18 protein-coding genes are annotated in these 20,780 nt (G+C 62.7%); all 18 read right to left on the reverse strand.

Features of this window, described 5'->3' with window-relative positions:
- Positions 1-9 precede the first annotated feature (9 nt).
- On the reverse strand, positions 10-303 hold the full coding sequence (locus C8N35_RS09420; RefSeq protein WP_107989426.1) for a 50S ribosomal protein L23: 294 nt from the start codon (positions 301-303) through the stop codon (positions 10-12).
- The gene (gene rplD / locus C8N35_RS09425; protein WP_107989427.1) at positions 300-920 is read right to left on the reverse strand and encodes a 50S ribosomal protein L4; all 621 of its coding nucleotides are present in this window, start codon (positions 918-920) and stop codon (positions 300-302) included. Before rplD ends, C8N35_RS09420 begins: the two co-directional genes overlap by 4 nt.
- Positions 920-1,624 carry a 50S ribosomal protein L3 gene (gene rplC, locus C8N35_RS09430; RefSeq protein WP_107989428.1) on the reverse strand — a complete coding sequence of 235 codons (705 nt, stop codon included), beginning with the start codon at positions 1,622-1,624 and terminating at the stop codon, positions 920-922. Before rplC ends, rplD begins: the two co-directional genes overlap by 1 nt.
- Before the next feature lie 25 nt (positions 1,625-1,649).
- Positions 1,650-1,958: a 30S ribosomal protein S10 gene (gene rpsJ / locus C8N35_RS09435; RefSeq protein ID WP_107989429.1), complete on the reverse strand. Its 309-nt coding sequence runs from the start codon at positions 1,956-1,958 to the stop codon at positions 1,650-1,652.
- A gap of 125 nt (positions 1,959-2,083) precedes the next feature.
- The gene (tuf, locus tag C8N35_RS09440; protein ID WP_107989430.1) at positions 2,084-3,274 is read right to left on the reverse strand and encodes an elongation factor Tu; all 1,191 of its coding nucleotides are present in this window, start codon (positions 3,272-3,274) and stop codon (positions 2,084-2,086) included.
- 47 nt (positions 3,275-3,321) lie between these two features.
- The gene (fusA, locus tag C8N35_RS09445; RefSeq protein ID WP_107989431.1) at positions 3,322-5,397 is read right to left on the reverse strand and encodes an elongation factor G; all 2,076 of its coding nucleotides are present in this window, start codon (positions 5,395-5,397) and stop codon (positions 3,322-3,324) included.
- Between the two features lie 23 nt (positions 5,398-5,420).
- On the reverse strand, positions 5,421-5,891 hold the full coding sequence (rpsG, locus tag C8N35_RS09450; protein ID WP_107989432.1) for a 30S ribosomal protein S7: 471 nt from the start codon (positions 5,889-5,891) through the stop codon (positions 5,421-5,423).
- A 33-nt stretch (positions 5,892-5,924) separates the two neighbouring features.
- Positions 5,925-6,296 (reverse strand): 30S ribosomal protein S12, encoded by a 372-nt coding sequence (gene rpsL, locus C8N35_RS09455; protein ID WP_107989433.1) that lies wholly within the window; start codon positions 6,294-6,296, stop codon positions 5,925-5,927.
- Positions 6,297-6,970: 674 nt separating this feature from the next.
- On the reverse strand, positions 6,971-7,387 hold the full coding sequence (locus C8N35_RS09460) for a DoxX family protein (RefSeq protein WP_107989434.1): 417 nt from the start codon (positions 7,385-7,387) through the stop codon (positions 6,971-6,973).
- Positions 7,388-7,822: 435 nt separating this feature from the next.
- Positions 7,823-8,119, reverse strand: coding sequence for a regulator (locus tag C8N35_RS09465; RefSeq protein ID WP_107989435.1), 297 nt, complete (start codon positions 8,117-8,119; stop codon positions 7,823-7,825).
- Positions 8,120-8,334: 215 nt separating this feature from the next.
- Positions 8,335-12,537: a DNA-directed RNA polymerase subunit beta' gene (rpoC, locus tag C8N35_RS09470; RefSeq protein ID WP_107989436.1), complete on the reverse strand. Its 4,203-nt coding sequence runs from the start codon at positions 12,535-12,537 to the stop codon at positions 8,335-8,337.
- A gap of 154 nt (positions 12,538-12,691) precedes the next feature.
- Positions 12,692-16,831 (reverse strand): DNA-directed RNA polymerase subunit beta, encoded by a 4,140-nt coding sequence (gene rpoB / locus C8N35_RS09475; protein WP_107989437.1) that lies wholly within the window; start codon positions 16,829-16,831, stop codon positions 12,692-12,694.
- 457 nt (positions 16,832-17,288) lie between these two features.
- Positions 17,289-17,663, reverse strand: coding sequence for a 50S ribosomal protein L7/L12 (gene rplL / locus C8N35_RS09480; protein ID WP_107989438.1), 375 nt, complete (start codon positions 17,661-17,663; stop codon positions 17,289-17,291).
- A 60-nt stretch (positions 17,664-17,723) separates the two neighbouring features.
- On the reverse strand, positions 17,724-18,242 hold the full coding sequence (rplJ, locus tag C8N35_RS09485; RefSeq protein WP_107989439.1) for a 50S ribosomal protein L10: 519 nt from the start codon (positions 18,240-18,242) through the stop codon (positions 17,724-17,726).
- Positions 18,243-18,629: 387 nt separating this feature from the next.
- A complete protein-coding gene (gene rplA, locus C8N35_RS09490) occupies positions 18,630-19,328 on the reverse strand; it encodes a 50S ribosomal protein L1 (protein WP_107989440.1) in 699 nt (232 codons plus the stop codon).
- A 5-nt stretch (positions 19,329-19,333) separates the two neighbouring features.
- Positions 19,334-19,762: a 50S ribosomal protein L11 gene (rplK, locus tag C8N35_RS09495; RefSeq protein WP_107989441.1), complete on the reverse strand. Its 429-nt coding sequence runs from the start codon at positions 19,760-19,762 to the stop codon at positions 19,334-19,336.
- Between the two features lie 124 nt (positions 19,763-19,886).
- The gene (gene nusG, locus C8N35_RS09500; RefSeq protein ID WP_107989442.1) at positions 19,887-20,417 is read right to left on the reverse strand and encodes a transcription termination/antitermination protein NusG; all 531 of its coding nucleotides are present in this window, start codon (positions 20,415-20,417) and stop codon (positions 19,887-19,889) included.
- A gap of 42 nt (positions 20,418-20,459) precedes the next feature.
- The gene (gene secE, locus C8N35_RS09505; protein WP_107989443.1) at positions 20,460-20,657 is read right to left on the reverse strand and encodes a preprotein translocase subunit SecE; all 198 of its coding nucleotides are present in this window, start codon (positions 20,655-20,657) and stop codon (positions 20,460-20,462) included.
- Between the last annotated feature and the right edge of the window lie 123 nt (positions 20,658-20,780).

Here is a 20,780-nt window from a genome sequence, read left to right on the forward strand (position 1 = left end):
TCTCGCCCCTTAAAGACCGGTGGTCACGTCGATCGCCTGGCCCTCGACGAGGGTGACGACGGCGCGCTTGTTGTCGCTCTGACGGCCTTTGATGCCCTTGAAGCGCTTGACCTTGCCCTTGCGGACGGCGGTGTTGACGCTCTTCACCTTGACGCCGAAGAGAGCCTCGACCGCGGCCTTGATCTCAGGCTTCGTCGCCGTGAGAGCCACGTTGAAGACGACCTTGTCCTGCTCGGAGGCCATCGTCGACTTCTCGGTGATCGCCGGGCTGAGGATCGTGTCGTAGTGCTTGAGGTTCGTCATTTGAACCGCTCCTCCAGGGCACTGACCGCAGCCTTCGTCAGGACCAGCGTCTCACGACGGAGAATGTCGTAGACGTTGATACCCTGCACCGGAAGCACATCCACATTCGGGATGTTGCGTGCCGCCAGGCGGAAGTTGTTGTCGATTTCGGCACCGTCGATGATCAGGGCATTGGCGTAACCGAGCTTGGCAAGCCGCTCCCTGAGCGCCTTGGTCTTGCCGTCGGTCGACTTCGCATCGTCGACGACGACGATGTTGGAAGCCTTCACCTTGGCCGAGAGCGCGTGCTTCAGACCCAGCGCGCGGACCTTCTTCGGCAGGTCGATCGCATGATCGCGAACAACCGGTCCGAAGGCCTTGCCGCCACCGCGGAACTGCGGCGCCTTGCGGTCGCCGTGACGCGCCCCGCCCGAGCCCTTCTGACGAACAAACTTCTTGCCCGTCGCAGTGACCTCGCTGCGGGTCTTCGTCTTGTGCGTGCCCGCCTGGCGCTTGGCGAGCTGCCAGCGCACCACACGGTGCATCAGGTCGGCACGCGGATCGAGACCGAAGATCTCTTCCGACACCGTGATCGACCCGGCCGTATCGCCGTCAAGCGTCTTGACGTCCAGTTCCATCACTCGGCCTCCTTCTCAGCCGCGACTTCAGCCGCCCGGAAGGAACCCGGCACCGGAACCCCGTCCGGCAGGTTGCGTTTGATCGCATCCTTGACGAGGATCCAGCCGCCCTTGGAACCGGGCACGGCGCCCTGAACCATGATCAGTCCGCGCTCCACGTCGGTGCGCACGACCTTCAGGTTCTGGGTGGTCACGCGGGTGTTACCCATGTGGCCAGCCATCTTCTTGCCCTTGAACACCTTGCCGGGGTCCTGGCACTGGCCCGTCGAACCGTGCGAACGGTGCGAGACCGAGTTACCGTGCGAAGCGCGGCCACCACCGAAGTTGTGGCGCTTCATGACACCGGCGAAGCCCTTGCCGATCGACGTGCCCGTCACATCGACGAACTGTCCCTCGACGAAGTGGTCGGCCGTGATTTCGGCACCGACCTCGATCACGTTGTCCGGGGAGACCCGGAACTCGGCGACCTTGCGCTTCGGTTCGACCTTGGCGACGGCAAAGTGCCCCCGCATCGGCCGCGGCGTGTTCTTGACTTTGGCCAGACCGGCGCCGAGCTGCAGCGCAGTATAACCATTCTTTTCAGCCGTCCGGTGGGCAACGACCTGGCAGTTCTCAAGCTTGAGAACCGTCACCGGCACGTGTTCCCCTGCATCGGAGTAGATGCGGGTCATGCCCACCTTCTGAGCGATCACTCCAGAACGCATCAGCGTGTTCCTCGGTTGGTCCGCCTTAGAGCTTGATTTCGACGTCGACGCCCGCGGCGAGGTCGAGCTTCATCAAGGCATCGACGGTCTGCGGTGTCGGATCGACGATATCGAGCAGACGCTTGTGCGTGCGCATCTCGAACTGCTCGCGGCTCTTCTTGTCGATGTGAGGGCCGCGCAACACGGTGTACTTCTCGATCCGTGTCGGCAGAGGCACCGGTCCGCGCACCTGGGCTCCGGTCCGCTTCGCCGTGTTGACGATTTCGCGGGTCGAGGCATCCAGTATGCGGTGATCAAACGCCTTCAGGCGGATCCGGATATTTTGACCGTTCATTGCTCTGGTCCTTACGAGCCGGTGCCGCAACCGCGACGACCGCTCCTGACTTCTTCAACGTTGGAGGCGACTTGCGCCGCCCCCGTGGGATGCCGGTTCACGGCATCCCGACTTACCCGGCCCGATTACTCGATGATCGAGGCAACCACGCCGGCACCGACGGTGCGGCCACCTTCGCGGATAGCGAAGCGCAGACCGTCTTCCATCGCGATCGGCACGATCAGCGTGACGACGACCGTCACGTTGTCGCCCGGCATCACCATCTCGGTGCCTTCCGGAAGTTCCACAACACCCGTCACGTCCGTCGTGCGGAAGTAGAACTGCGGACGATAGTTGGTAAAGAACGGCGTGTGACGGCCACCCTCTTCCTTCGTCAGGATGTAGGCCTCGGCCTTGAACTTCGTGTGCGGGGTAACAGAACCCGGCTTGCAAAGAACCTGACCGCGCTCGACATCCTCACGGCCGATGCCGCGAAGCAGCGCACCGATGTTGTCGCCCGCCTGGCCCTGATCGAGCAGCTTGCGGAACATCTCGACGCCCGTGCAGGTCGTCTTCTTGGTGTCGCGGATACCGACGATCTCGATTTCCTCGCCAACCTTGATGATGCCGCGCTCGACACGACCCGTCCCAACCGTACCGCGCCCCGAGATCGAGAAACCGTCCTCGATCGGCATCAGGAACGGCTGGTCGATCGGACGCTCCGGCGTCGGGATGTAGGCGTCGACCTCGGCCATCAGCTCGCGAACCTTGTCGCGGCCGATTTCCGGGTTGCGGTTCTCGACCGCCGCAAGAGCGGAGCCCGCAACGATCGGAATGTCGTCGCCGGGGTAGTCGTAGGACGACAGAAGCTCACGAACTTCCATCTCCACGAGCTCCAGCAGCTCCGCGTCGTCGACCTGGTCGACCTTGTTCAGGAACACGACAAGCGCCGGAACGCCGACCTGACGGGCGAGCAGGATGTGCTCGCGGGTCTGCGGCATCGGGCCGTCGGCCGCCGAAACCACCAGGATCGCGCCGTCCATCTGCGCCGCACCGGTGATCATGTTCTTCACGTAGTCGGCGTGGCCCGGGCAATCCACGTGGGCGTAGTGACGGTTCTCCGTCTCGTACTCAACGTGCGCCGTCGAGATCGTGATGCCGCGCGCCTTTTCTTCCGGCGCAGCGTCGATCTCGTCATAGGCCTTCGCAACACCGCCACCCGTTTCCGCAAGCGTCATCGTGATCGCCGCAGTCAGGGTCGTCTTGCCGTGGTCAACGTGGCCAATCGTGCCAATGTTGACGTGCGGCTTGTTGCGCTCGAATTTTTCCTTCGCCATCGGATTTCTCCGCTCTCTCGATAATTGTTGTCAGGTCGGCCGGCTTATCAGGCGTATTTCGCCTGAACTTCCTCGGCGACCGCCTGAGGAACCTGCTCGTAGTGATCGAAAACCATGGAGTACTGCGCCCGTCCCTGCGACATCGAGCGCAGGTTGTTGACGTAGCCGAACATGTTTGCCAGCGGCACATTCGCGCTGACCACGGTGACGACACCCCGGTTCTCGGTGCCGGTGATCTGACCGCGACGTGAGTTCAGATCGCCGATGACGTCGCCCATGTAGTCTTCCGGCGTCACGACCTCGACTTTCATGATCGGCTCCAGCAGCTTCGGAGAAGCCTTCTGGATACCTTCACGGAAGCCTGCGCGACCCGCGATTTCGAACGCCAGGACGGAGGAGTCCACGTCGTGGTAGGCACCGTCGACGAGCGTCACCTTGACGTCCAGGATCGGGAAGCCCGCAAGCGGACCGGACGACATGACGCTGTCGACACCCTTCTGGACGCCGGGGATGTATTCCTTCGGCACCGAACCGCCGACGATCTTGGATTCGAACACGAAGCCCGTACCCTGCTCGCCCGGTTCCAGAACCAGCTTGATGCGGGCGAACTGGCCCGAACCGCCGGACTGCTTCTTGTGGGTGTAGTCGACTTCAGCCGTCTTCGTGATGGTTTCACGATAGGCAACCTGCGGTTGACCGATATTCGCCTCGACCTTGAACTCGCGCTTCATACGGTCGACGATGATGTCGAGATGAAGCTCGCCCATGCCGGCGATGATGGTCTGACCGGACTCTTCGTCGGTCTTGACGCGAAACGAGGGATCCTCGGCTGCCAGACGGTTGAGCGCGAGGCCCATCTTCTCCTGGTCGGCCTTAGTCTTCGGCTCCACCGCGATCTCGATGACCGGCTCGGGGAACTCCATGCGCTCCAGGATCACCGGCTTGAGCGGATCACACAGCGTGTCGCCCGTCGTGGTGTCCTTCAGGCCCGCGACCGCCACGATGTCGCCTGCATAGGCCACATCGATGTCTTCGCGAGAGTTGGAGTGCATCTGCATCATGCGGCCGATGCGTTCGCGTTTGTCCTTCACCGTGTTCTGCAGCGACGATCCCTTGTTGAGGACGCCGGAGTAGATGCGGCAGAAGGTGAGCGACCCGACGAAGGAGTCGTTCATGATCTTGAAGGCGAGCATCGAAAGCGGCTCGTCGTCGGTCGAATGACGAACGACTTCCTCTTCCGTCTTCGGGTCGATGCCGCGGATCGCCGGAACCTCGGTCGGGTTCGGCAAGTAGTCCACGACGCCATCCAGAAGCGGCTGCACGCCCTTGTTCTTGAAGGCCGAACCACAGAACACCGGAACGAACTCGGTGGAGATGGTGCCTTTGCGGATCAGAGCCTTCAGCTCTTCCTCGTTCGGCATCTCGCCTTCCAGGTAGCGCTCCATCGCGCCCTCGTCGACTTCGACGACGGTCTCGATGAGCTGCTCGCGGTACTCTTCCGCCTTCGCCTGCAGGTCGGCAGGGATCGCCTCGATGTCCCAGGCGGCGCCCAGGGTCTCTTCTTTCCAGACCAGACCCTTCATGGTGATCAGGTCGACGCAGCCCGTGAACTCGCTCTCGGCGCCGATCGGCAGCTGAAGAACGAGCGGCTTGGCACCGAGGCGCGTCTTGATCATGTCGACGCAGCGGTAGAAGTCCGCGCCGAGCTTGTCCATCTTGTTGACGAAGATCATCCGCGGGACGTGGTACTTGTCGGCCTGGCGCCAGACGGTCTCCGTCTGCGGCTCCACACCGGCATTCGCGTCCAGCAGCGCGACCGCGCCGTCGAGCACACGAAGCGAGCGCTCCACCTCGATGGTGAAGTCCACGTGGCCCGGCGTGTCGATGATGTTCAGCCGCTTCTCTTTCCAGAAAGCGGTGGTGGCAGCAGAGGTGATCGTGATGCCACGCTCCTGCTCCTGCTCCATCCAGTCCATCGTCGCAGCGCCGTCATGCACTTCGCCGATCTTGTGGCTCTTGCCGGTATAGTAGAGGATCCGCTCCGTGGTCGTGGTCTTGCCGGCATCGATGTGAGCCATGATGCCGAAGTTGCGGTAGTCCTCGATTTTATGCGTGCGCGCCATGGCGTCAGACCCTCGGGGTTTGCTTACCAGCGATAATGCGAGAACGCGCGGTTGGCTTCCGCCATGCGATGCGTGTCTTCACGCTTCTTCACAGCAGTACCGCGGTTGTTGGCAGCGTCGAGCAGCTCCCCGGAGAGCCGGTCGATCATCGTCTTTTCATTGCGAGCCCGCGACGCGGCGATCAGCCAGCGAATGGCCAGTGCCTGACGGCGCTCGTTACGAACTTCGACGGGCACCTGGTAGGTGGCACCGCCGACACGCCGCGAGCGAACCTCGACGGAGGGCATGACGTTCGCGAGAGCGTCATGGAACACCGCGATCGGGTCCTGCTTCGCACGCCCTTCGATGATATCGAAGGCACCGTAGACGATGCTCTCGGCGGCGGACTTCTTACCGTCGAGCATCACGTAGTTCATGAACTTCGTGACGACGACATCCCCGAATTTCGGGTCCGGATTGATCTCTCGCTTTTCAGCGCGATGACGGCGGGACATCTCTTGATCCTCAGCCCTTGTTCACGAAACGGATTACTTGGGACGCTTTGCGCCGTACTTCGAACGGCGTTGCTTGCGATCCTTGACGCCCTGGGTATCAAGCACACCGCGCAGGATATGGTAGCGCACGCCGGGCAAATCCTTGACGCGGCCGCCACGGATCATCACCACGGAGTGTTCCTGCAGGTTGTGACCTTCGCCAGGGATATAGCCGATGACCTCGAAGCCGTTGGTCAGACGCACCTTCGCGACCTTACGCAGAGCCGAGTTCGGCTTCTTCGGCGTGGTCGTGTAGACGCGCGTGCAAACACCGCGCTTCTGCGGGCAGGCCTCCATGGCCGGCACCTTGTTCCGCTTCGGCGGGTCCTTCCGCGGCTTGCGGATCAACTGGTTGATGGTCGGCATATTAGCGCTTCACCTTGTCCATCTGCTGCATGCCCCGTGCATGCGCGGAATCGCACCGTTCCCGCGCACAGCCGGCGCGAAAAGGGCGCTGCGAAAAACAGAGGATCACGGGAAACCCGCGATCATGTGCTCGACGATTTATCGCCAAATTTGAACCCGGCAGCGTTTAAGCCTGTTGTTCAGAGCGTGTCGCTCCGAAATACAAGAAAAGCTTACCGCCTGCCTTGGGAGTGCGCGGAACCTACTCACCCGACCGCCTTCCGTCAAGGCCTAAGCCGAGAATTCTTGCGGGTTGGCGCCGTGACGATGCCGCACGGGGGACGATCCGGGTTTTAAGTGATATCGCGCAACATAACGAAAGCCAACCCCGGTTCCGGCGCAATCTATTTGTGACCGCGCCGCACGCCGACAGGTCGCGCTCCCGCCTCGCGAAGATGTCGCCGGCGCCACGACACGATATTTCTTAGCAAATGGTGAATCACCGGTAGCGAATATCGCTCAAAGGATTCGGGATTCGCCCTCCCCCGTCGCGATGGCTGTGCTTCCACATCCCTCCGCATGGCGCGATCATGCGGCGATGCTTCTTCCGCACTCAAACGGAAAGGGGCCGCGCCTTGGTGGCGCGGCCCCTTTGCCGAGGCCCGCGGACGGGGCCGTCTTGTGCGACGTGGTGGTCAGGCGGGATAGGCCACGCCGGCCCTTGCGCGCAGACCGTCGAGCGACCAGGCCCCGGCGCCGTTCGCGGCCAGAAACAGAAAGCCGCCGGCGATCGACAGGTTCTTCATGAAGTTGATCATCTGCGCCTGATCTCCGGGGTGAAAGTGGAAGAACAGCGCGGTCAGCACCGCGAAGCCGGCCATGAGAAAGGCGATCAACCTGGTCTGGTAACCAAACGCGATGAGAAGGCCTCCGCCAAGTTCCGTAAGGATCACCAGCGGCAGCAGGATCGTTGGCACGCCGTGCGAGGCCATGTAGGCGGCGGTGCCCGAATAGGCCGTGAGCTTGCCCCAGCCCGAGAAGACGAAGATGAAGGCGATCAGCAGACGACCGGCAAGGTCGATCGGGTTCTTGAGCGCGTCGAAGAGTGACATCGGATAGCCCCTTCCATGAGGAGGATGTTGCGAAACCGGAAAGCCGGTTTCCCTTACCCGATACCTAATCCCCTCTCCTCCCGCGCAGAAGACGGCGAACCGACGACATAGTGTTCACTATTTTGTATATAATATCGGATCTTTACATCGATTGTTCATGACCATCGTCTGCATCCTCATGCTCCCCATATACCCGCGCCCGGGAAGCGATCACGATCCAATCACGGCGTGGATCGCCCGAAGACGTCCGGCCACTCCGTTGCCGGCCCCCAAATACCCGGAAGGACCAATGGGGCCCTGCCGGCCGAGGCCGGCATCTCCTTCACGAGGGCACGGCGCTTGCCGTTCGGGTTCCCGGGCCAGCGCCGCGACGGTTCACGTGGCAGCGCGCCCGCGATGACGCTGGAGAGATAGGGACGAGGACGGTGGTGCCGCCTATTCGCGGAAGGTGATCACCGCGACATTGCCTTCCAGCGCGTCCTGGTAGGCTTCCTCGAATGTCGGGTCTTCCGGCTCGCTGTCGAGTGTCCCGATCTGATCGAGCTCGGCCTCCACGTAGCCCTCGCCCGCGAGCGCCTCGAGCGCGCGACGCACGGCGCTGTCATCGTCGGGTGCGGTGAGGAAGATGTTGACGGTGATGGCGTCGTCCGGTCCGCCGTCTTCCACTTCCCACACCCGGCCAACGATGATGAAGACCATCGGCTCTTCACCGTTCACGTTTTTCAAATCCATGTCGTCTCTCCGCAGATCCCTGACGTTGGAAGCCTCGCATTGCGCCCCTGCCGACGTCCATCGAACGGCGGCGGATGTGACGAATGGCGCAGGCTCTCTTGACTTTCAATCCAAATGCCGGAGCCCCAACGCCGAATACCCAAACGCCGGGCCCCAAAAGGAAAGGCCGCCCGGGGGCGGCCTTTCTTCTAGATTTTCTGGCGCGGGCCGGTCTGTCAGACCGAACCCTGCCCGCTCATGTCGCTGAGCATCGGATCCGCCATCTCCACGCCGGAGCGCTTCTTGCGCTCATCCAGGATCAGCTCGTCGCGATGTGTGGCGACCTTGCGGATGCGGGTGATCGCACCGCCGGAGCCGGCCGGAATGAGACGGCCGACGATGACGTTCTCCTTGAGCCCGTCGAGCGTATCCGACTTGCCGTTGACAGCGGCATCGGTCAGCACGCGCGTCGTCTCCTGGAAGGAGGCGGCGGAGATGAACGAACGGGTCTGCAGGCTCGCCTTGGTGATACCCAGCAGAACCGGGTTGCCCGAGGCCGGCTTTTTGCCTTCCTCGATGCACTTGGCGTTCATCTCGTCGAGATCGACGCGATCAACCTGTTCGCCCGTGATCAGGTCCGTCTCGCCGGCATCGGTGATTTCGATCTTCTGCAGCATCTGGCGAACGATCACCTCGATGTGCTTGTCGTTGATGCCCACGCCCTGCAACCGGTAGACTTCCTGGATCTCGTTGACGAGGTAGTTGGCCAGAGCCTCCACGCCCTTGATCGCCAGGATGTCGTGCGGTGCCGGGTTGCCGTCGAGGATGTACTCGCCCTTCTCGATGGTGTCGCCTTCCTGCAGGTGGAAGTGCTTGCCCTTCGGGACCAGGTATTCGATCGGCTCGGCCGACTCGTCGAACGGCTCCACGATGATGCGGCGCTTGTTCTTGTAGTCACGACCGAACTTGATGGTGCCGTCGGCCTCCGCGATGATCGCGTGGTCCTTGGGACGACGCGCTTCGAAGAGTTCCGCCACGCGCGGCAGACCACCGGTGATGTCCTTGGTCTTGGCGCTTTCCAGCGGAATACGGGCCAGCACGTCACCGGCTCCGACCTTGTTGCCGCTATCGACCGAAAGCACGGCATCGGGTGACAGCAGGTAACGGGCCTCGCCGCCGCGCGGCAGCTTCAGGATCTCGCCCTTCGCGTCGCGGACGACGATGGCGGGCTTCAGATCCTGTGTACGCGGCGAGGAACGCCAGTCGATGACGACACGCTTGGTGATACCGGTCGCCTCGTCAGTGGATTCGGTTACCGTGGCACCGTCGATCATGTCTTCCAGACCAACCGTACCGCTGACTTCCGTCAGCATCGGGCGGGTGTAGGGATCCCACTCGGCGATACGCTGACCGCGCTTGACCCCATCGCCCTCGTCGACGTGCAGCTTGGAACCGTAGGTCACGCGGTGCGTGGCACGTTCAATCCCTTCCTGATCCACGACGATGATGGACATGTTACGCGCCATGGCGACGAGGTTGCCGTCGGTATCACGCGCGACATTGCGGTTGCGGATCTTGATCGTGCCGTCGAACGAGGACTCGATGAACGAGCTGTCGACCACCTGCGCCGTGCCGCCGATGTGGAACGTACGCATGGTGAGCTGGGTGCCCGGCTCGCCGATCGACTGGGCCGCGATGACGCCGACGGCCTCGCCGATATTGACCGGCGTACCGCGGGCCAGATCGCGTCCGTAGCACGCCCCGCAGCAACCGATCTGCGTCTCGCAGGTCAGCACCGAGCGAATACGGATCGACTGGACGTTCGCCGCCTCGATCTGGTCGACTTCCTTTTCCTCGATCATCTGGTTGGCCTTGACGATGACTTCGCCGGTGGCCGGGTTGATGATGTCGTCGCAGGTCGTGCGGCCAAGCGCACGCTGGCCCAGTGTCGCGATGACCTGGCCGGCGTCCACGATCGCCTGGATCGTGATGCCCTTGTCGGTGCCGCAGTCCGGCTCAAGGATGATGCAGTCCTGCGCCACGTCGACGAGACGACGGGTCAGGTAACCGGAGTTCGCGGTCTTCAAGGCGGTGTCGGCCAGACCCTTACGGGCACCGTGCGAGGAGTTGAAGTACTCCAGAACCGACAGGCCTTCCTTGAAGTTCGAGATGATCGGGCTTTCGATGATCTCGCCCGACGGCTTGGCCATCAGGCCACGCATGCCGGCAAGCTGCTTCATCTGGGCGGGCGAACCACGCGCACCGGAGTGGGACATCATGTAGACCGAGTTCATCGGCTTCTGACGCCCGGTCTCCTCGTCGAACTCGACCGCCTGGATGCGCTTCATCATCTCGTCGGCGACCTTGTCCGTGCACTTGGCCCAGGCGTCGACGACCTTGTTGTACTTCTCGCCCTGCGTGATCAGACCGTCATTGTACTGCTGCTCGTATTCGGTCACGAGCGCGGCGGTCTCGTCCACCAGCTTCACTTTGGTGTCCGGGATGACCATGTCGTCCTTGCCGAACGAGATGCCCGCCTTGCACGCGTTGGTAAAGCCGAGCTTCATGATCTGATCGCAGAAGATGACCGTCTCCTTCTGACCGCAGGCGCGGTAGACGGTGTCGATCATCTTGGAGATGTCCTTCTTCGTCATCAGCTTGTTGCAGACGTCGAAGGGGACCTCGAAGTGCTTGGGCAGCAGTTCGCCGATGAGCAGGCGCCCGGGGGTCGTCTCGTAGATCTTCGAGACAGGCTTGCCCTCGGCGTCCACGGTCTTGAAGCGGCCACGGATCTTGGTGTGCAGCGTGACCGTCTTGGTCTCCAGCGCGTGGTGCAGCTCACCCAGATTGCCGAAGACCATGCCTTCACCGGGCTCTCCTTCCGTCATCAGCGACAGATAGTAGAGGCCGAGAACGATATCCTGCGACGGCACGATGATCGGCTGACCGTTGGCCGGATGCAGGATGTTGTTGGTCGACATCATCAGGACGCGCGCTTCCAGCCGCGCCTCAAGCGAGAGAGGCACGTGAACGGCCATCTGGTCGCCGTCGAAGTCGGCGTTGAACGCGGCGCAGACGAGCGGATGGAGCTGAAGGGCCTTGCCCTCGATCAGCGTCGGCTCGAACGCCTGGATGCCCAGACGGTGCAGCGTCGGCGCGCGGTTCAGCATGATCGGATGTTCGCGGATCACCTCTTCGAGGATATCCCAGACTTCCGGACGCTCCTTCTCGACGAGCTTCTTCGCCTGCTTGACGGTCGACGAATAGCCCTTGGCGTCAAGCCGCGAGTAGATGAACGGCTTGAACAGCTCAAGCGCCATCTTCTTCGGCAGGCCGCACTGGTGCAGCTTCAGCTCCGGCCCCACGGTGATGACCGAACGGCCCGAGTAGTCGACGCGCTTGCCGAGCAGGTTCTGACGGAACCGGCCCTGCTTGCCCTTGAGCATGTCGGACAGCGACTTCAGCGGACGCTTGTTGGCACCCGTGATGACGCGTCCCCGGCGGCCGTTGTCGAACAGCGCATCCACCGATTCCTGCAGCATCCGCTTTTCGTTGCGGATGATGATATCGGGCGCGCGCAGCTCGATCAGCCGCTTCAGACGATTGTTGCGGTTGATGACGCGGCGATAGAGATCGTTCAGATCCGACGTCGCGAACCGGCCGCCGTCCAGCGGAACCAGCGGGCGCAGGTCCGGCGGAATGACCGGGACGACCGTCAGGATCATCCATTCCGGCCGATTGCCCGATTCCAGGAACGCCTCGATAACCTTCAGCCGCTTGGCGAGCTTCTTCGGCTTCAGCTCGGTCGTCGCTTCCGCGATCTCCACGCGCAGCTTCTCGCTCTCCTTTTCCAGGTCGAGCGACATCAGCATCTCGCGGATGGCTTCCGCGCCGATCATGGCGGTGAAGCTGTCATCGCCGTACTCGTCCTGAGCGGTGATGAACTCTTCCTCGGAGAGCAGCTGGTTCTGCTTGAGCGGCGTCAGGCCCGGCTCCAGAACGACGTAGTTCTCGAAATAGAGAACGCGCTCCAGATCCTTCAGCGTCATGTCGAGCAGAAGGCCGATGCGCGAGGGCAGTGACTTCAGGAACCAGATGTGGGCGACAGGCGCGGCCAGCTCGATGTGGCCCATGCGCTCGCGGCGCACGCGCGACAAGGTGACCTCGACGCCGCACTTCTCGCAGATGACGCCCTTGTACTTCATTCGCTTGTACTTGCCGCACAGGCACTCGTAGTCCTTGATCGGACCAAAGATGCGCGCGCAGAACAGACCGTCGCGTTCCGGCTTGAACGTACGGTAGTTGATCGTCTCCGGCTTCTTGATCTCACCGAAGGACCAGGAATGAATCTTCTCGGGGCTGGCGATCGTGATCCGGATCTGGTCGAACGTCGCCGGCTGAGCCTGCTGATTGAACAGGTTCATGACCTCTTGATTCATAGGGTATCTCCTTCAATGCTCGGGCGGGATGGCGCGCCGCTTCGCGCATCGGCCGTCCCGGCACTCAAACAGGAATCGCTTGCGGTCGGGCCCAGGACAGCGGGCCTGACGTTACGGGCGAAACTGTGACGTTCCGCCCGCTCGACGCCACGGATCATTCCGCAGCGTCCGCCTGTGTTTCATCGTCAGCCCCTGGGAGCTGAAGCTTGCTGTCCTTCAACTCGACATTGAGGCCCAGCGACCGCATTTCCTTGACCAGCACGTTGAAGCTTTCCGGAATACCGGCTTCGAACGTGTCGTCGCCGCGCACGATCGACTCGTAGACCTTGGTACGGCCCGCGACGTCGTCCGACTTGACGGTCAGCATTTCCTGCAAGGTGTAGGCGGCGCCATAGGCTTCGAGCGCCCACACCTCCATTTCGCCGAAACGCTGTCCGCCGAACTGCGCCTTGCCGCCCAGCGGCTGCTGGGTGACCAGCGAGTACGGGCCGATCGAACGGGCGTGGATCTTGTCGTCCACCAGGTGGTGCAGCTTGAGCATGTAGATGTAGCCCACGGTGACCGACCGGTCGAACTGCTCGCCCGTACGTCCGTCGTAGAGGGTGGACTGGCCGGACCCCTTGAGGCCGCCCTTTTCCAGCATGTCCACGATGTCCGCATCGACAGCGCCGTCAAAGACCGGTGTCGCGATGGACACGCCCTTCCTGAGCTGCTCGCCGAGGCGCACGATCGACTCGTCGTCGTACTCCTTCACCGGTTCGCCCTTGATATTGTCGCCGTAGATATCGACGATCGTCGTCTTGAGCGGCTCAAGCTGGCCCGACTTGCGATACTGGTCGTAAAGCTCGCCGATGCGCTTGCCCATGCCCGAACAGGCCCAGCCCAGATGCGTCTCCAGGATCTGGCCGACGTTCATGCGCGAGGGCACGCCCAGCGGGTTCAGCACGATATCGACCTGAGTGCCGTCTTCCAGATACGGCATGTCCTCGAGCGGGTTGATCTTCGACACGACGCCCTTGTTGCCGTGCCGGCCGGCCATCTTGTCGCCCGGCTGGATCTTGCGCTTCACCGCGACGAAGACCTTGACCATCTTCATCACGCCCGGCGGCAGCTCGTCACCGCGCTGCAGCTTCTCGACCTTGTCGATAAAGCGCTGTTCCAGACGCTTGCGGCTTTCGTCGTACTGGCCGCGCAGCGCCTCGATCTCGCCCATCAGCTTCTCGTTGTCGACGGCGAACTGCCACCACTGAGAGCGCGGGTACTCGTTGAGAAGGTCGCCGGTGATCGTGGCATCCTTCCTGAAGCTCTTCGGACCCGCGGACGCTTCCTTGTCGAGAAGCATCTCCGCCAGACGACCGTAGACGTTGCGATCCAGGATCGCCTGCTCGTCGTCGCGGTCCTTGGCCAGACGCTCGATCTCCTCGCGCTCGATCGCCATCGCGCGCTCGTCCTTCTCCACGCCATGGCGGTTGAAGACGCGCACTTCCACGACCGTGCCGGTGACACCGGGGGGCAGACGCAGCGAGGTGTCGCGGACGTCGGAGGCCTTCTCGCCGAAGATGGCGCGCAGAAGCTTCTCTTCCGGCGTCATCGGGCTTTCGCCCTTCGGCGTGATCTTGCCGACCAGGATGTCCGCCGGGTTCACCTCGGCGCCGATATAGACGATGCCGGCTTCGTCGAGGTTCTTCAGCGCCTCTTCCGACACGTTCGGAATATCGCGCGTGATTTCCTCCGGTCCGAGCTTCGTATCGCGCGCCATCACCTCGAATTCCTCAAGGTGGATGGACGTGAACACGTCGTCGCGCACGATGCGCTCCGACAGCAGGATGGAGTCCTCGAAGTTGTAGCCGTTCCAGGGCATGAACGCGACGAGCACGTTGCGGCCCAGGGCCAGATCGCCCAGATCCGTCGACGGACCGTCGGCGATGATGTCGCCCTTGCCGATCACGTCACCGACACGCACCAGCGGACGCTGGTTGATGCAGGTGTTCTGGTTCGAACGCTGGAACTTCATCAGCCGGTAGATGTCGACGCCCGACTTGGAGGGGTCGAGATCTCCCGTCGCCCGGATGACGATACGGGTCGCGTCGACCTGATCGACGACACCCGAACGCCTGGCCGCGATGGCCGCGCCGGAATCGTGCGCCACCACCGATTCCATGCCGGTGCCCACGAACGGGGCCTCGGCACGCACCAGCGGCACCGCCTGACGCATCATGTTCGAGCCCATCAGGGCGCGGTTGGCGTCATCGTTTTCCAGGAACGGAATGAGCGAGGCGGCCACGGAGACGAGCTGCTTGGCCGACACGTCCATGTAGTCCACACGCTCCGCCGGAACGAGCATCACGTCGCCGGCGTGCCGGCACAGGATCAGCTCTTCGGTGAAGCGGCCGTTCTCGTCCGTCGGCACGTCCGACTGGGCGACGTAGTGCTTGGACTCTTCCATCGCCGAAAGATAGTGGACGTCCGGCGTGGCATGGCCGTCCTTCACGCGCCGGTACGGGCTCTCGATAAAGCCGTACTTGTTGACGCGGGCAAAGGTGGCCAGCGAGTTGATGAGGCCGATGTTCGGGCCTTCCGGCGTCTCGATCGGGCAGATACGGCCGTAATGCGTCGGGTGCACGTCGCGCACCTCGAAGCCGGCTCGCTCGCGCGTCAGACCGCCCGGGCCAAGCGCCGAGAGGCGGCGCTTGTGGGTGACTTCCGACAACGGGTTCGTCTGATCCATGAACTGCGAGAGCTGCGAGGAACCGAAGAACTCGCGCACGGCAGCCGCCGCAGGCTTCGCGTTGATCAGGTCCTGCGGCATGACGGTGTCGATCTCGACAGACGACATGCGCTCCTTGATCGCGCGCTCCATACGCAGGAGGCCGATGCGGTACTGGTTCTCCATCAGCTCGCCGACCGAACGCACACGGCGGTTGCCGAGGTTGTCGATGTCGTCGATCTCGCCGCGGCCGTCACGCAGGCCGAGAAGCGTGCGGATGACCTCGATGATGTCGTCCTTGCGCAGGACGCGAACCGTGTCCTCGACATCGAGGTCGAGACGCATGTTCATCTTGACGCGGCCGACGGCCGACAGGTCGTAGCGCTCGCTGTCGAAGAACAGCGAGTGGAACATCGCTTCCGCCGTGTCCAGGGTGGGCGGTTCGCCCGGGCGCATCACCCGGTAGATATCGAACAGCGCGTCCTCGCGGGCTTCGTTCTTGTCCACCGCCAGCGTGTTGCGCATGTAGGCGCCCGTGGTGACGTGATCGATCGCCAGAACAGGGATCTCGTCGTAGCCCTGCTCGATCAGCGCCTCGAGCGTCTTTTCGGAAATCTCGTCGCCCGCCTCGGCGTAGATCTCGCCGGTCTGCGTGTTGACCATGTCCTCGGCCAAATACTGGCCAAAGAGGTCTTCCGCACCGACCTTGATCGACTTGACACCCTTTTCCAACAGCTGCTTGGCATGACGGGCGGTCATCTTCTTGCCCGCCTCGAGGATCACTTCGCCGCTGTCGGCGTCAATGAGATCCTCGGCCGACTTCATGCCGCGCATGTGAACCGGGTTGAAGGGCTTACGCCAGCCATCGCCCGCCTTGGTGTAGGCGAAGGAATCGTAGAAGGTCGACAGGATGTCGGACGGGTCGAGCCCGAGCGCCATCAGCAGCGAGGTAACCGGGATCTTGCGGCGACGATCGATACGCGCATAGACGATATCCTTGGCGTCGAACTCGATGTCGAGCCAGGAACCGCGATAGGGGATCACGCGCGCCGCGAACAGCAGCTTGCCCGAGGAGTGGGTCTTGCCCTTGTCGTGGTCGAAGAACACGCCCGGAGACCGGTGCATCTGGGAGACGATGACGCGCTCGGTGCCGTTGATGATGAAGGTGCCGTTTTCCGTCATGAAGGGCATGTCGCCCATGTAGACGTCCTGCTCCTTGATGTCCTTCACCGACTTGGCATCGGTTTCCTCGTCGACGTCGAACACGATGAGCCGGAGCGTCACCTTGAGCGGCGCGGAGAAGGTCATCCCGCGCTGGCGGCACTCATCCACATCATATTTCGGCTGTTCGAACTCGTACCGGACGAATTCGAGCAGCGACGTGCCGCTGAAATCGGAGATCGGAAAAACGGATTTGAAGACAGCCTCAAGGCCGTCGACCGCGCGGCCGCCCTCGGGTTCATCGACCTGCAGAAACTGATCATACGATGCCTTCTGCACCTCGATCAGGTTCGGCATTTTCGCGACATCGCGAATGTGACCGAAAAACTTACGGACCCGCTTGCGACCGTTGAACGTCTGCGCCATTGTCGCTCCTCGTATCGCCTCAAGCACGCTACGCCCCGCCGGACACGTGCTCTTGCTTTTCATTGTCGACCGCCGCATCTCCGGACGGGGTCCGGGACAGGTGCGGTCCTGGTGACGGCTAGCCGGATCGCCGGCATCTACCGGCTCCGGCACCATGCCCGCGACAAATGCCGCAGGAACGGGCCGCGATCTGGATAACCGTCCCTCGAAAACCCCGTCCCGGCCCCACGAGCCATCGACATCAAGGTCTTCGCTCTCGAAAGTCCCGGACCTCCGCGCCCGCGCCTCACGAAGGCACCGGCCGGCTCCAGGGGAACGTTCGCCCCGGTCACGGGATGAACCCGCCGGGGCATCAAACGCGTCTGGCGGATGCCGTTTTCGCCCGGCACCGCCGGCAGCACCCTGATTTGCGGTCCCGGGCGAACCCGGGACCGCGAAGTTTCAAGCAAGGAAGACCTTACTTCAGCTCGACGCTCGCGCCGGCTTCCTCGAGCTTCTTCTTCAGCTCGGCAGCCTCGTCCTTGGACACGGCTTCCTTGACGGTCTTCGGAGCACCCTCGACCAGGTCCTTGGCTTCCTTCAGGCCAAGACCGGTGATGGCGCGGACTTCCTTGATGACGTTGATCTTCTTGTCGCCGGCTGCGGTCAGCACGACGTCGAACTCCGTCTTCTCTTCCTCGACCGGTGCAGCGGCGGCACCGCCGGCGGCGGCAACCGCGACCGGAGCGGCAGCGGAAACGCCCCACTTCTCTTCGAGCATCTTGGAGAGCTCGGCGGCCTCCATGACAGTCAGGGCGGACAGGTCTTCAACGATCTTTTCGAGATCAGCCATTTTTCTAACCTTCGTATTCGAACCGTATCGGTTTCGGTGTGTTTCAAGCAGTCGCGTGTCTTACGCGGCTTCGTCCTTCTTGGCGTAAGCGCCGATGACGCGGGCAACCTGCCCGGCCGGAGCACTCAGAACCTGCGCGATGCGCGTTGCCGGCGTCTGGACCATGCCGACGATCTTGGCGCGCAGCTCATCGAGCGACGGCATCGTGGCAAGCGCCTTGACCCCATCCGCATCGAGGTTTGTGGAGCCGAGAGCTCCGCCCAGGACAACGAGCTTTTCGTTCCCCTTGACGAAGTCCATCACGGCCTTGGGGGCAGCGACCGGATCGCCCGAATAGGCGATGACGGTCGGACCCTGGAACAGGTCCGCGATGTGTTCGGCGTCCGTGCCTTGAAGGGCAAGCTTGGCAAGACGGTTTTTCGCGACCTTTACAGATCCGCCGGCCTCACGGACCTTCGCACGCAGCGAAGTCATGTCCGCGACCGAGAGACCCGCATAGTGGGCCACGACGACAACACCCGCGTCCGCGAACACGGTGTTGAGCGCCGCTACGGCTTCGCGCTTTTCCGCTCTATCCACTTGCCTTCTCCACTTGGCGAACGACAACGCGTCGTCCGCCGGTTGGCTTTGCCGCTCCAAAGGGTTTCCCCTTCTCGAGCGACGCTCAGGGTTCCTGCCCCCTCACGCACGCTCGCAAGGAGCGCGGCAAGGCCTACGGTTCGAACCGGGCGGCCATTCGGCCGGAATGTCGGTTCTAACCCGTCTATGCAGGCCCGGATGGCTTAGACCGGACCCTTTCGGGCCCGACACCTGCAGTCTCGGACAGGACCGGCCGGCAAGAGGCAGCAAGACCTCCTGACAGCCGCATCCCGCCGGGTCGCCCCGGCGGGAATTCTCTCGCCACCCGCAACGGGTGGATACGATGCCCGGCACCCTTCAGGGGCACCGCGCGATCAGGTTACCCGATCAGGCACCCGTGACCGTCGACGGGTCGAGCTTGATGCCCGGGCCCATGGTCGAGGTCAGCGCGATGCGCTTCAGGTAGTTGCCCTTGGCGCCCGACGGCTTGGCCTTGATCACCGCGTCGGTGAAGGCCTTGATGTTCTCTTTCAGCTTGGCCTCGTCAAACGACACCTTGCCGACGCCAGCGTGAACGATACCGGCCTTCTCGACACGGAACTGGACCGCACCGCCCTTGGCGTCGTTGACGGCCGAGGTCACGTCCGGGGTCACCGTGCCAACCTTCGGGTTCGGCATCAGGCCGCGGGGGCCGAGAACCTTGCCGAGACGGCCGACCAGCGGCATCATGTCGGGCGTCGCGATGCAGCGGTCGAAATCGATCGTCCCGCCCTGTACCTGCTCCACCAGATCCTCCGCACCGACGATGTCAGCGCCGGCCTTCTTGGCTTCTTCCGCCTTGTCGCCGCGCGCAAACACCGCGACGCGCACCGACTTGCCGGTGCCGTTGGGAAGGACGCACACGCCACGGACCATCTGGTCGGCATGGCGCGGGTCGACACCGAGGTTCATCGCGATTTCGACGGTCTCGTCGAACTTCGCCTTGGCCCGGTCCTTGATCAGCGTCACGGCCTCGTCGAGGGCGTAAAGCTTGTTGCGGTCGATACCGTCGCGGCTTGCGGCCGTGCGCTTTCCGATCTTCGCCATGGTCTTTACCCCTGAACCTCGAGGCCCATCGAACGGGCGGAACCCTCGACCATCCGCATGGCGGCGTCGATATCGGTGGCGTTCAGATCCTTCATCTTCGCTTCCGCGATTTCACGGACCTGGTCGCGGGAAACGGATCCTGCGACGCTCTGACCGGGCGTCTTGGAACCCTTCGCGAGCTTCGCGGCCTTCTTCAGGAAGAAGGACACCGGCGGCGTCTTGATCTCGAACGTGAAGGACTTGTCCGTGAAGAACGTGATCACGGTCGGGCACGGCGCGCCCTTTTCCAGGTCCTGCGTCTGAGCGTTGAACGCCTTGCAGAATTCCATGATGTTCAGGCCGCGCTGACCCAGCGCCGGACCGATCGGCGGGGACGGCGTCGCCGAACCCGCAGGCACCTGAAGCTTCAGGGACCCTTGAACTTTCTTCGCCATGTGGCTCTCCTAATCGTGTTGGCCGGACCATCCGGCACCAGAGAGGTGGTGGTAGGGCCGCTTGTGCGAGGCGTTCGCCTTCAAGCCGCCTTCCACCGACGTCCCTGTCGACAGGCTCAAACAGTCAGAGCTTGTCGACCTGGGCGTATTCGAGCTCGACCGGGGTCGCCCGGCCGAAAATGGACACCGCGACCTTGAGCCGCGCGCGCTCCTCGTCGACTTCCTCGACAAGACCGTTGAACGAGGCGAAGGGTCCGTCGGACACCCGCACCTGCTCGCCAACCTCGAACGAGATCGACGGCTTGGGCCGGTCGACACCTTCCTGCACCTGGTGCAGGATGCGGTGCGCCTCGGCCTCGGAAATCGGCATCGGGCGATTGTCGGCGCCGAGGAACCCGGTTACGCGCGGCGTGTTCTTGATGAGATGATACGCGTCGTCCGTCATCTCCATCTTCACCAGCACGTAGCCGGGAAAGAACTTGCGCTCCGCGTCGACCTTGCGGCCGCGACGCACTTCCACGACCTTTTCGGTCGGGACGAGAATTTCCTCAAAAAGATCGCCAAGCCCGTTCGACTCAGCCTTTTCCCGAATCGATTCGGCAACTTTCTTCTCGAAATTCGAATAGGCGTGGACGATGTACCAGCGCTTGGTCATGTGACCCCAGTCCGCATCATTTGATATCTTGAGAGGCTCGGATCAAAAGCCCAAACCGAGAAGGAGCTTCACGCCCTCGGCCATAAGCTGGTCCGTGAGCAGAAAGAAGATCGAGGCGATCGCAACCATGATGAACACCATCACGGTCGTTACCGCGGTCTCGCGCCGCGTAGGCCATGAGACCTTCGCAACCTCCTGACGCGTCTGCTGGAGGAAGGTAAAAGGATTGTTTTTTGCCATTCCGCCTGTGGCCGCCTGTGGCCTGCTTCAGCTCGACACCGCGTCAAGAACTCCGCGAGCGCCCGCCTCAATTCGTGTTTCAGATCGACCGCCCGCCCTTTGGGACATCGGCGCCGCATGGCG

The organism is Breoghania corrubedonensis (assembly GCF_003053845.1).
Classification (GTDB): domain Bacteria; phylum Pseudomonadota; class Alphaproteobacteria; order Rhizobiales; family Stappiaceae; genus Breoghania; species Breoghania corrubedonensis.